The 12,139-nt window shown below is 57.2% G+C and carries 11 protein-coding genes; 2 read left to right on the forward strand and 9 right to left on the reverse strand.

All coding sequences use genetic code 11. From position 1 onward, the window contains the following. Window positions 1-93 precede the first annotated feature (93 nt). The 9 genes from msrQ to mrcB form a co-directional block, all read right to left on the reverse strand. Window positions 94-714, reverse strand: coding sequence for a protein-methionine-sulfoxide reductase heme-binding subunit MsrQ (gene msrQ, locus ACVWYU_RS09840; protein ID WP_457372608.1), 621 nt, complete (start codon window positions 712-714; stop codon window positions 94-96). Continuing rightward, window positions 714-1,727, reverse strand: coding sequence for a protein-methionine-sulfoxide reductase catalytic subunit MsrP (gene msrP / locus ACVWYU_RS09845; RefSeq protein ID WP_090325181.1), 1,014 nt, complete (start codon window positions 1,725-1,727; stop codon window positions 714-716). The genes msrQ and msrP overlap by 1 nt, the downstream gene beginning before the upstream one ends. A gap of 63 nt (window positions 1,728-1,790) precedes the next feature. Then, a complete protein-coding gene (pssA, locus tag ACVWYU_RS09850; RefSeq protein ID WP_047533271.1) occupies window positions 1,791-2,648 on the reverse strand; it encodes a CDP-diacylglycerol--serine O-phosphatidyltransferase in 858 nt (285 codons plus the stop codon). Between the two features lie 145 nt (window positions 2,649-2,793). Next, window positions 2,794-3,810 carry a ketol-acid reductoisomerase gene (gene ilvC / locus ACVWYU_RS09855; RefSeq protein WP_003228216.1) on the reverse strand — a complete coding sequence of 339 codons (1,017 nt, stop codon included), beginning with the start codon at window positions 3,808-3,810 and terminating at the stop codon, window positions 2,794-2,796. A gap of 48 nt (window positions 3,811-3,858) precedes the next feature. Next, window positions 3,859-4,350 (reverse strand): acetolactate synthase small subunit, encoded by a 492-nt coding sequence (gene ilvN / locus ACVWYU_RS09860; protein ID WP_003205610.1) that lies wholly within the window; start codon window positions 4,348-4,350, stop codon window positions 3,859-3,861. Between the two features lie 2 nt (window positions 4,351-4,352). Then, window positions 4,353-6,077 carry an acetolactate synthase 3 large subunit gene (locus ACVWYU_RS09865; protein ID WP_090327543.1) on the reverse strand — a complete coding sequence of 575 codons (1,725 nt, stop codon included), beginning with the start codon at window positions 6,075-6,077 and terminating at the stop codon, window positions 4,353-4,355. Window positions 6,078-6,535: 458 nt separating this feature from the next. After that, window positions 6,536-6,871, reverse strand: a complete 336-nt coding sequence (locus ACVWYU_RS09870; protein WP_090325182.1) for a YqcC family protein — start codon at window positions 6,869-6,871, stop codon at window positions 6,536-6,538. Continuing rightward, window positions 6,871-7,605: a tetratricopeptide repeat protein gene (locus ACVWYU_RS09875; RefSeq protein ID WP_390957279.1), complete on the reverse strand. Its 735-nt coding sequence runs from the start codon at window positions 7,603-7,605 to the stop codon at window positions 6,871-6,873. The genes ACVWYU_RS09870 and ACVWYU_RS09875 overlap by 1 nt, the downstream gene beginning before the upstream one ends. Before the next feature lie 16 nt (window positions 7,606-7,621). Continuing rightward, window positions 7,622-9,946, reverse strand: coding sequence for a penicillin-binding protein 1B (mrcB, locus tag ACVWYU_RS09880; protein ID WP_247254711.1), 2,325 nt, complete (start codon window positions 9,944-9,946; stop codon window positions 7,622-7,624). Between the two features lie 115 nt (window positions 9,947-10,061). On the opposite strand from mrcB, the gene ACVWYU_RS09885 reads away from it, so the two are divergent. Together ACVWYU_RS09885 and ACVWYU_RS09890 are read left to right on the forward strand one after the other, a co-directional pair. Beyond that, complete coding sequence (locus tag ACVWYU_RS09885; protein WP_390957281.1) at window positions 10,062-11,618, forward strand: bifunctional aminoglycoside phosphotransferase/ATP-binding protein; 1,557 nt, start codon at window positions 10,062-10,064, stop codon at window positions 11,616-11,618. 91 nt (window positions 11,619-11,709) lie between these two features. Then, on the forward strand, window positions 11,710-12,054 hold the full coding sequence (locus ACVWYU_RS09890; protein WP_090325191.1) for a pentapeptide repeat-containing protein: 345 nt from the start codon (window positions 11,710-11,712) through the stop codon (window positions 12,052-12,054). Window positions 12,055-12,139 lie beyond the last annotated feature (85 nt).

The following is a 12,139-nucleotide window of genomic DNA, read 5'->3' on the forward strand; positions in this document are numbered from 1 at the left end:
TCATAACTCATTGTTTATCAAGGAGTTTTCCGTTTCGACTGCGCCGGAAGTGGGGCGAATTATAGGCCTCCAGAATCTGCCGTCAAGCACTGATTACGCTTTTTTGGCAGAAGAGGCCTTTTTTATCATAAAACGTGGGATTCGCCGGGTTACGGGCGGTAGCCGCAACACTAATAGCAACGCACCCATTGCAGCATAAATAGCCCACTCCTTCAGATCAGCGCGCACTATCCAGAGCATATGAAGCAATCCAAACATAAGAACCGCATAAACCAGGCGATGCAATTTCTTCCAGCGCGCCCCCAGACGCCGCTGAGTGTATCGATTGGAAGTCATTGCCAATATCAACAAGCACAGAAATCCCAGCGCTCCGACAATAATGTATGGACGCTTGCATAATTCGACGCCCAACTGCGACCAATCAAATCCGAGGATGAATGCCAGATAAGCACTCAAATGCAGGACTACATAAGCAAAACACCACAAACCCAGTTGTCGCCTGACCGCAATCCATCCCGCCCAACCGGTGAACTTCTGCAGAGGCGTCATGCTTAATGTAATGAGCAGAAGAACAAGAGCCCCCAAGCCCAAACGGTCGACCAGCACTTTTCCCGGGTCCGGGCCAAGCACATCAGTCCAGGCTTGATACAACCAGAACAGGGGCCACACCAATGCGGCAACAAAGACGCCGAGACGCCAAAGCGGATACCGCATCAGTAGTTCTTCCTCAAATCGAGCCCGCTATATAGAGACGCCACTTCATCAGCGTAGCCATTGAACATTTGCGTATCACGCACGTTGGGTTTGAAAAGACCACTCGGCAAGCGCCGCTCACGAGCCTGTGTCCAGCGCGGATGGTCAACCGAAGGATTCACGTTCGCATAGAAGCCATATTCGTCGGGAGCAATACTCTGCCAGGTCGTCTTGGGCTGCTCACCGACCAGACTGATCCGCACAATCGACTTGATGCTTTTGAAACCGTATTTCCAGGGCACTACCAGACGCAACGGCGCACCGTTCTGACTCGGCAATTCACGCCCGTACATCCCCACCGCCAGAATCGCTAACGGGTTCATCGCCTCATCCAAGCGAAGCCCTTCTACATAGGGCCATTCGATCAACGCAAATCCGGATCGCTGCCCTGGCATGCTCTTGGGATCCTGCAGAGTTTCGAAGCGAATGAATTTGGCTTTTGATGTTGGCTCTACCTGCTTGAGCAACGCCGAGATGGGAAAGCCGATCCATGGAATGACCATCGACCAGGCTTCCACACAGCGAAGGCGGTAGATTCGTTCTTCCAACTGGTAAGGCCGCATGAAGTCTTCCAGTGCATAGCGCCCCGGCTTACCCACTTCACCATCCACCACCACAGTCCAGGGCTCAGTCTTCAACGCGCCGGCATTGGCTGCCGGATCACCTTTGTCGGCACCAAACTCATAGAAGTTGTTGTAATGGGTGGCATCCTTGAAGGGCGTGATCGCCTCATCCTTGACGGTGACCGCCCCCCAGCGGACGGAAGGTAGTTTTTCGCTGAACCAGGAAGGCGCCTTACCAGGTTCGACATCTTCATAGCGCACCGCCTCATCGGCACCAGCCCAGCGAGGCAGTCCGCTCAGGGCCAAACCGCCAACGGCAGCCCCTAATACATGGCGTCGAGAGAGATAAAGGGATTCAGGCGTGACGTCCGACTCATGGCAGTCAGACGCTTTGGATATTTTGATCAGCATGGCTACTCCGCAGTATTGGAGAACAGATGCACCAACAGACTGCGGAGTATGAGGGAAATTACATCACTCGACGCTTTTGCGCCGACGAAGATGTAACAAGTACTGAACCGGACCGGAAGCGGCGTAAGCGAGGAAAACCAGCAGCAGGATGCGCGGTGGATCACTGAACACCACGGCAAATACCAACACCACAGCCAGGATTGCCACGAAAGGCACCCGCCCCTTCAGGTCCAGCTCCTTGAAGCTGTTGTACTTGATATTGCTGACCATCAGCATACCCGCAGCCGCGACCATTAACGCCACCAGGAAGGACATCTTGGAGCCCTGGATACCGTAGTCGCTGAACGCCCAGACAATCCCCGCCACCACGCCAGCGGCAGCCGGACTGGCCAGACCGATGAAATAGCGCTTATCGGCGGTGCCGACCTGGGTATTGAAACGCGCCAGACGCAATGCCGCGCCTGCTACATAGATGAAGGCAACCATCCATCCGACCTTGCCCATGTCGCCCAGCGCCCAACCAAATGCCAGTAAAGCCGGCGCCACACCGAAAGCAACCATATCCGATAGCGAGTCGTACTCGGCACCGAAGGCACTCTGGGTATTGGTCATGCGCGCAACACGGCCGTCGAGACCGTCAAGCACCATGGCGACGAAAATCGCGATGGCTGCGAAAGCAAAATATTTGCTCGCTCCAATCGAATCACCCGCACTCAGGGCGCTCTGGGCACTCATGGAGTTGATGATGGAGTAAAACCCTGCGAACAGATTCGCAGTGGTGAACAGATTCGGCAGAAGATAGATACCACGATGCCGGACTTTACGGCCTTCAGCGTCATGCCCTTCTTCAACATGCTCATCGATGGGCAGCAGGCTTTCGGCGTCAGAAGCCTGGTTTGGCTCTTCGGGACGTTCGCTCATGGACAATACCTTGCAACGGGGTGGAAAGTTTCGACAGACGTCTGCGGTAACGGTTCGCATCGCAAACGATGCAGCTTTATACCAGAACAGGCCCGCCAAACGAAAAAACGCGGCCTGGGCCGCGTTTTTCGTACAAGGGCGTGACTTAGTTTTTAGCTTTGTCGACGATCTTGTTGGCACCGATCCACGGCATCATGGAGCGCAGTTGCTCGCCGATGATTTCGATACCGTGAGCGGCGTTGTTGCGACGCTTGGCGGTCATCGAAGGATAGCCGGTAGCACCTTCGCTGATGAACATCTTGGCGTATTCGCCGTCCTGAATACGTTTCAGGGCGTTGCGCATGGCCTGACGGGATTCGGCGTTGATAACTTCCGGGCCGGTCACGTACTCGCCGTATTCGGCGTTGTTGGAGATCGAGTAGTTCATGTTGGCGATACCGCCTTCGTACATGAGGTCAACGATCAGCTTCAGTTCGTGCAGGCATTCGAAGTAGGCCATTTCTGGCGCATAACCAGCTTCAACCAGCGTTTCGAAACCAGCCTTGACCAGTTCAACAGTACCGCCGCACAGAACGGCTTGTTCGCCGAACAGGTCGGTTTCGGTCTCGTCCTTGAAGGTGGTTTCGATGATGCCGGTACGACCACCACCAACGCCTGCAGCATAAGACAGAGCAACGTTTTTGGCGTTGCCCGACGCGTCCTGGTAGATAGCGATCAGGTCAGGGATACCGCCGCCCTTCACGAACTCGGAACGTACGGTGTGGCCCGGAGCCTTCGGCGCGATCATGATCACGTCGAGGTCAGCACGTGGCACAACCTGGTTGTAGTGGATCGCGAAGCCGTGGGAGAAGGCCAGGGTTGCGCCTTTCTTGATGTTCGGCTCGATTTCGTTCTTGTACAGGGAAGACTGGAACTCGTCCGGGGTCAGGATCATAACCAGGTCGGCCGCCGCAACAGCGGAGGCAACGTCGGTCACTTTCAGGCCGTGAGCTTCGGCTTTGGCAACGGTGGCCGAACCTTTACGCAGACCAACGGTAACGTCAACGCCGGAGTCTTTCAGGTTGCACGCTTGAGCGTGGCCTTGGGAACCGTAACCGATGATGGCAACTTTCTTGCCCTGGATGATCGACAGGTCGCAGTCTTTATCGTAGAAAACTTTCATGAATTTCCCCTATATATCCAGGCCGTTCAGGCCATTCGCTAATTTGGTTTAGATGCTGAGTACTTTGTCGCCGCGCGCAATCCCGGTGACGCCACTGCGTACAGTTTCCAGGATCGAGGCGGTGCCGATGGACTGAATGAAGCTGTCGAGCTTGTCGCTGGTACCGGTCAATTGAACGGTATACACGCTGGCGCTGACATCGACGATCTGTCCACGGTAAATATCGGTAGTGCGCTTGATCTCGGCACGCTGGGCACCGGTGGCCTTGACCTTGACCAGCATCAGTTCGCGCTCGATGTGAGCACTTTCCGACAGGTCGACCAGTTTTACCACTTCGATCAGTTTGTTCAGGTTCTTGGTGATCTGCTCGATGATCTCATCGTGGCCGACAGTGGTCAGCGTCAGACGCGACAGGGTCGGGTCCTCGGTTGGCGCCACGGTCAGGCTTTCGATGTTGTAGTTGCGCTGCGAGAACAGGCCGACTACGCGAGACAAAGCGCCGGGTTCGTTTTCCAGAAGCAAGGAAATAATGTGCCGCATGATTAAGTACGCTCCGTCTTGCTCAGCCACATATCGCGCATGGAGCCGTCTTTGATCTGCATCGGGTAGACGTGCTCGTTGGCATCTACCTTGATATCAAGGAACACCAGGCGATCTTTCATGGCAAACGCTTCTTCCATCATCGGCTTCAAATCCTTCAAGTCCGTGATGCGCATTCCAACGTGACCGTAGGCTTCAGCCAACTTGACGAAGTCCGGCAACGATTCCATGTAGGAATGCGAATGACGTGCGCCGTAGCTCATGTCCTGCCATTGGCGGACCATGCCGAGCACGCCGTTGTTCAGCAGGATGATCTTCAGTGGCAGGCCATGCTGCAGACAGGTCGAGAGCTCCTGAATGTTCATCTGGATGCTGCCTTCACCGGTCACACAGGCGACATCAGCATCCGGGAAGTTCAGTTTCACACCCATCGCCGCAGGCAAACCGAAGCCCATCGTGCCCAGGCCGCCGGAGTTGATCCAGCGATTCGGCTTGTTGAAGCGGTAGTACTGGGCCGCGTACATCTGATGCTGACCCACGTCGGAGGACACATAGGCATCGCCATGGGTCACTTCGCTCAGGGTTTCGATCACAGTCTGCGGCTTGATGATGCTGCCATCGCCCTTGTTGTAAGGGAACATGTCGCGATCACCACGCCACTCTTCAACCTGCTTCCACCAGGTAGCGACCGCTTCCTTGTTCGGGGTCTCGCCGATTTCCTTGAAGGTAGCGACCATTTCGGTCAGTACGCTTTCCACCGGACCAACGATAGGAACATCGGCCTTGATGGTCTTGGAGATCGAAGCCGGGTCGATGTCGATGTGAATGATCTTGGCGTTCGGGCAAAACTTCGACGCACCGTTGATGACGCGATCGTCGAAACGCGCGCCGACGGCAAGGATCACATCAGCATGGTGCATCGCCAGGTTTGCGGTGTAGCTGCCGTGCATGCCGAGCATGCCGAGGAACTGACGGTCGTTACCCGGATAGGCACCCAGGCCCATCAAGGTATTGGTCACCGGTGCGTTCAGCAGTTGCGCCAACTCGGTCAACGGCGCGGAGCCGTTACCCATGATGACGCCGCCACCGGCATAGATGATCGGCCGCTTGGCTGCCAACAGCATTTCCACGGCTTTGCGGATCTGGCCCGAATGACCACGCACTGCCGGGCTGTAGGAACGCAGCTTGGCTTTTTTCGGGAAGACGTATTCGAACTTCTCGGCCGGGTTGGTCATGTCTTTCGGGATATCGACCACTACCGGGCCCGGACGACCGGATTGCGCCAGGTAGAAGGCCTTCTTCATGACTTCCGGAATTTCCGATGGATGCTTGATCATGAAGCTGTGTTTCACGATCGGCCGGGAGATACCGATCATGTCGGTTTCCTGGAATGCATCGGTGCCGACCATGGTGCTTGGCACCTGAGCGGTCAGAATCACCATCGGAATGGAGTCCATGTATGCCGTGGCAATACCGGTAATGACGTTGGTTGCGCCAGGACCGGAGGTCACCAGTACAACGCCAGCCTTGCCGGTGGCACGCGCATAGCCATCAGCCATGTGAGTGGCTGCCTGCTCATGGCGCACGAGGATATGTTGAACGGAAGGTTCTTTAAACAATGCATCGTAGATATGCAGTGCGGCACCACCCGGGTACCCATAGATATATTTGACGCCCTCGTCACGCAAAAAGCGGACGATCATTTCACCGCCAGATAAAAGCTCCACGTTGTTCACCTCTAAAACGCCAGAATACCGCCCACATATATAGGACGGGTCTTAATAGGTTTACTTCCCAGCAGAGCATGAGCGACGGTGGTCGCCGACTACGTCAGCACTGACTGAGCAAGTATTGGGATCGTCCCAAGTGTTGCGGGCCTTTCCCACCCAGCGCGAGGTAACGCGTTGCGGGTGTAACAGGTCGGCGCGGATGTGCGCCTCATGATCTACCGAGTGGGTCTGCTTCTGGCAGTCCCTCTACAGCGGACTTTGGATTCTTCTGTTTCGTCCCCTGCAAGTCAAGTCGTCTATGTGCTTTATTGAACTAAGCACATGAGAAAGCAAGAAAAAACCGTGAAACTGCACGTGCGTTAGTTTCAATTGCGCAACCCGAGGCTGCCAGCCGACATGCAGGAACCAGGCTTGCCCTCAACGAGAGCAAACCCGACTGCTAAAAGGGATCGGAATCAGCGAGAAGCGGTGATCAGCAAATCGAACTCTTTGAGCAATGCCTGCAACTGCCGGTCCTTGCCCTGGACATTACGGGAAGCGAAGACCATTTCGGCCATCTCCTGAATCCCCGAAGCGTTCGGCAAGGGCAGCCCCTGCTCCAGAATCATTTTCATGCGCGGCAGGAAGATCCATTGCAGCCACTGCTCGAAATCCAGCGTATCGACCGAGAACGGCTCGACGCTGGAAAGTGCTTCCTGGGATGGCGGCACATCGTCCCACCAGCCCTGAATCCGCAACTCACGCTCGATCAGCAGTAACTGATCGGCGATTTTAAGAAAACGCTCGTCCATCACGACGCTACCTTGGCCTTCTGACGCGCCAGTGCGGCACCCGCGGAGTCACCCTGTTTCTCACGGGCCTGGGCGATCAGTTCCCACAGGTTTGCCTGCAGTGCCGGGCGACCATTGGCGAAGGTCAGGCCACGACGGGCAAATTGCTCAGCCTGCGGCGCGTCACCTTGAGCCATGCGCACTTGCGCCAGACGATAAAGCACTTGCGGCTCCCGCGGCGCAACACGCTGGGCGCGTTCAAGACTCGACGAGGCACCATTGAGATCACCGCTGGACTGTTGCTGCTGCGCAGTCGTCAACAGGGCCAGAACAGGACCGTCCAGTTGCTCATCGGCAGACAGACCACCGGAGCTGGCCGAAGGAATCCCGCTCGGCGTCGGCGGCATGCTGTAACTGCCCTGATTGATCGGCGCGGACTGAACCGGCGCGGCATCAATCGGCCCCGGCGTAATCGGGCCTGGCGTAATCGGTGTGGTGCTGATCGGCGTTGACGTCGTTGCACCGCCACCTGGCACCATCACGACAACACCGGTATCGCCTTGCGGAATTTCCTGAGGACGGGTTTGCACAGGGCGTTTCACCGTCGTCTGACGGAAACCGCCATTGGTCGAGATTCGCTCGCTGTTGGAAACGGCGGTGCCAGAGTCCTCTACCGGAATCGAGCCACGTTGTACGGTGGAGCAACCGCTGAGCAAAGCCACGGCGGCAACCGCTGGAATCAACCACTTGTTCACTTGATACCCTCTTTGCTTAATTCATCCAGCCCTTGACCCAATCCATCACCGTTTCGCCGGTAGTGGGGCTTTCGCCACCGCAAGCAGCGCCGGGAGGCGGTTCGCTGCCGCGAATATACGGCATCTGTACAGCGCCTGGGCAGTTGGCATCAGAGCCTTGTCCCGTGCGCGAATCGACCCAGGCTTGTACGACGTTATCCGGCTGCGGCATGTCCAGTGGCAGCGGATCGGCCTTGCGCATGAAGCTGGTCCAGACCTGCAAGGCACCGGTAGCACCGGTGAATGGCGTCTTGCCGTTGTCATCGCGCCCCAACCACACCACTGCTAGCAAGTCCTGGCTGAAACCGGCAAACCAACTGTCCCGCGAATCGTTACTGGTGCCGGTCTTGCCTGCGAGGGTCAGGGTTTTCGGCAACACGTTGTAGACAGAGCTGCCGGTGCCTTCACGCATGACACGCTGCATGGCGCTCTGGATCAGGTAAATGGAACCCGGGTCGAAACGCTGCTGAATCTGGAACGGATATCGCTTGAGCGGCTCGCCTTCGGCAGTCAGAACACTGCGAATCCCGCGCATCGGCGTATTGAAGCCTCCGTTGGCCAGCGTCTGGTACATGGTCGCGACTTCGATCGGCGTCATGCCGCCTGCACCCAGCAACATCGACGGGAATGCCGGGAATTCGCGACTGATACCCAGGCGCCCCAATGTCTTCAGTACATTCGGCACCCCCACCGCCAAGCCGAGACGTGCGGTCGACAAGTTGTAGGAATGCGCCAGGCCCTGATAAAGGAAAACCGTACCGTGGGAACGACGATCATAGTTCTGCGGTTTCCAGACCTGACCGTCCGCACCCTTGACCGAGAAGGATTCGTCTGACAGCCAACTGGTCAAGGTGTACTGGCTCGGTTTTTCCAGCGCCGTCAGATAAACCGCCGGCTTGATCAACGAGCCGACAGGGCGAACCGCATCCAGAGCACGGTTGAAACCGGCAAAACTGGCCTGACGACTGCCAATCATGGCCTGGACTTCGCCGGTTTCCGGGTTGGTGACGACCATGGCCGCCTCCACATCATCGGAACCCTTGCGCCCGGCCAGGCGTTTGAAGGTGTCATTGACCGATGCTTCGGCTTTCATCTGCAGGATCGGGTCGAAGCTGGTGAAAATGCGCAGACCTTCTTCGGTCAGGTCTTCCTCGCGATAGTCTTCACGCAGCTGACGCTTGACCAGATCAAGGAAACCGGGGAATGAGCTGTCCGCGAGGCTGCCACGCTTGGTCACGCCCAACGGCATCTTCTTCGCGGCTTCGACTTGCTCGGCCGTGGCAACGCCCTGCTCCTGCAGGACATCAAGCACCAGGTTGCGACGCTCAAGGGCACGTTCCGGGTAGCGGCGCGGATTGTAGGACGACGGCCCCTTGACCATGCCCACCAGCAACGCCACCTGGTGCAATTTGAGTTCTGACAACGGCTGACTGAAGAAGAACTGGCTGGCCAGACCAAAACCATGCACCGCACGCTGGCCGTCCTGACCGATGAACACCTCGTTCAGGTATGCCTCGAGGATTTCACGCTTGTCGTAATGCAACTCAAGCAGCATCGCCATCATGGCTTCAGTCAGCTTTCGGCTCAGGCTGCGCTCGTTGGTCAGGTAGAAGTTCTTGACCAATTGTTGCGTCAGGGTACTGCCGCCCTGGCGCATGCGCCCGGACGAGCCGTTGACCCAGATCGCACGAGCGATCGACTTCGGCGATACACCAAAGTGGTGATAGTAGTCCCGGTCCTCAACGGCCACCAGGGTGTCGAGCAAGTACGGTGGAACCTGGTCGATCTTGATCAGGATCCGGTCTTCAAGATTTTTCGGGTACAAGCCGCCAATCAACAATGGCTCAAGACGCACCACCGACAATTTTGCACCGTTGGTCGAAGACAATTCGGCGACGTAATCGCCGGAAAAACGCACACGTACCGGTTGCGGCTGCTCCATGCCCTCATAGAACTGGAAGCCGCGGGTATTCAGATCGACGGTATTGCCGTTGACCGAGGCCGCGCCCGGGCCATTAGCCACACTTTCACGACGATACCCCAAGGCATCGAGCTCGGTGAGGAAGTCATCCCGACTCAGCTTTTGTCCGACGAACAGCTCGAGTGGACGCGCGTATACCTTGGCCGGAATGGTCCAGCGCTTGCCGGAGAACTTCTCCTGCACGATGGCATCGAGGTAAACCGCGAATCCGGCCAGGACCACAAGGCCGACCAGGCTGAGTTTAAGGGCCCAGCCCAGCCAGGGGCGCAGGCCTCTGGAGGGTGGTTTTTTAGGGGTACGGGGAGATCGGGTACGAGTCATGGCGGCGGATTATACGCACTTTATTCATACTCAACAGGAGCCCTCCGACATTGCGTTAGGCTGGCCAGCCGCCATAATGACGGCCTGTATTTTTCCAGACTCTGAAGGATCGCCTGTGAGCCAGTCCCTGATCGCCGCCCTGCAAAACCCGGCCCTCTATCCGCATCCTGTAGAGGGGTTCCAGCTTATCGAGACCCACATTTCCTGGGTACTGCTCACCGGCCCTTATGCCTATAAAGTGAAGAAACCGGTGAATTTCGGCTTCCTCGACTTCACCAGCCTTGAGGCCCGCAAGCATTTCTGCGGCGAAGAGCTGCGCCTCAACCAGCGCCTGACCCATGATCTGTACCTTGAAGTGCTGCCGATCACCGGCAGCGCCGAGGCCCCGCAACTGGGTGGCGATGGCCCGGTCATCGAATACGCCCTGAAAATGCGTCAGTTCCCGCAAAGCCAGTTGCTCAGCACCCTGCAAGCCAATGGCGAGCTGACACCGGCACACATCGACGCGATGGCTGCGCAAATCGCCGGGTTCCACCTCAGCTCACCGAAGGTCCCCGCCGAACATGAAGCGGGTACACCAGACAGCGTCATGGCACCGGTGCGGCAAAACTTCGAGCAAATTCGCCCATTCCTCAGCGACAAGACCGACCTCCTGCAACTGGAAGCTTTGCAAGCCTGGGCTGAAACCAGCTTCGAACGCCTCAAACCGCTGTTTGCCCAGCGCAAGGCCGACGGGTTCATCCGTGAATGCCACGGTGATATCCACCTGGGTAACGCCACCGTGATCGACGGCAACGTCGTGATCTTTGACTGCATCGAATTCAATGAACCGTTCCGCTTCACTGACGTGTATGCCGACACCGGTTTCCTGGCGATGGACCTTGAGGACCGGGGCCTGAAGAGCCTGGCACGGCGTTTTATCAGCCAATACCTGGAACTGACAGGTGATTACCAGGGCCTGGAGCTGCTGAACTTCTATAAAGCATACCGTGCACTGGTTCGCGCCAAGGTTGCCCTGTTCAGCATGCCGGCCGACGCCACCGCAGTACAGCGCGCTACCACCCTGCGTCAGTACCGTAACTACGCCAACCTGGCGGAAAGCTACAGCACCATTCCTTCGCGCTTCATGGCCATCACCCACGGCGTTTCCGCCGTCGGCAAAAGCCATGTGGCCATGCGCCTGGTGGAAGCGCTGGGGGCGATTCGCTTGCGTTCGGATGTAGAACGCAAACGCCTGTTCGGCGAACAGACCGTACCGAACGACCTGCAGGCCGGCATTTATAGTGCCGACGCAAGCGCAGCGACCTACAACCGCCTGCATGAAATCGCCAATGTGATCCTGCACGCAGGCTTTCCGGTAGTGATCGATGCCACGTACCTCAAGCGTGCTCAACGCGACAGCGCAGCGAAAGTCGCCGAAGCCACTGGCACGCCTTTCCTGATTCTCGACTGCAACGCACCACAGGCCGTGATCGAAAGCTGGCTGGCCCTGCGCCAGGCAGATAAAAACGACCCGTCTGACGCCACTCTGGCCGTGATCGAAGCCCAACAAGCCAGTCGCGAAGCACTGACTCCTGCGGAAATCCTCTGCAGCAAACGTATCCAGACCAATGAAAGCGGGACCCTGGACACCGTTGTCGCACAGATTCGCCAACGCCTGCCGGGGCTGTAAGAAAGTAATTCAGCCGTGAAGCCATCACAGGCTTCACGGCTGCCAAATAGTGGCACTATACTGGCGTCATAAAACCAACAGGTGACATGCCATGAGCCAGCCGAAGCTTCTCGACACCCCGCTTTATGCCCTGCTGCACAAAGACGACATCATCGGCTTCAACAAAGAACGCCCAAAGGATGGACCTATCGATATGGTGGGTGGTGACTTCCGTGGCCTCGACCTGCGTGAGTTGAACGCCGACGGCGTCGACTTTACCGATGCCTATTTCCGCTCCGCCGACCTGCGCGGCATCGACTTTCGTAACGCTTCGCTTGAAGGTGCGAGCCTGGCTCATGCACAGATCTCCGGCGCCTACTTTCCGCCAGAGCTGAGTGCTGACGAGATTCTGATGTCGATGAATTTCGGGACTCGCCTGCGCTACCGCACTCGCTGATCGCCTGCGTAAACTGACAAGTCCGGCGCCCCCGCTTTGCGCTGGACTGCGGACTAATTAACCGAAATTCCTGCCTGTTCCGCCC

It is taken from the genome of Pseudomonas sp. TE12234, from assembly GCF_054061835.1.

Coding starts and splice junctions, on each gene's coding strand:
- msrQ (WP_457372608.1), bottom strand. CDS start 714: ATGCGGTATCCGCTTTGGCGTCTCGGCGTCTTTGTTGCCGCATTGGTG.
- msrP (WP_090325181.1), bottom strand. CDS start 1,727: ATGCTGATCAAAATATCCAAAGCGTCTGACTGCCATGAGTCGGACGTC.
- pssA (WP_047533271.1), bottom strand. CDS start 2,648: ATGAGCGAACGTCCCGAAGAGCCAAACCAGGCTTCTGACGCCGAAAGC.
- ilvC (WP_003228216.1), bottom strand. CDS start 3,810: ATGAAAGTTTTCTACGATAAAGACTGCGACCTGTCGATCATCCAGGGC.
- ilvN (WP_003205610.1), bottom strand. CDS start 4,350: ATGCGGCACATTATTTCCTTGCTTCTGGAAAACGAACCCGGCGCTTTG.
- ACVWYU_RS09870 (WP_090325182.1), bottom strand. CDS start 6,871: ATGGACGAGCGTTTTCTTAAAATCGCCGATCAGTTACTGCTGATCGAG.
- mrcB (WP_247254711.1), bottom strand. CDS start 9,946: ATGACTCGTACCCGATCTCCCCGTACCCCTAAAAAACCACCCTCCAGA.
- ACVWYU_RS09890 (WP_090325191.1), top strand. CDS start 11,710: ATGAGCCAGCCGAAGCTTCTCGACACCCCGCTTTATGCCCTGCTGCAC.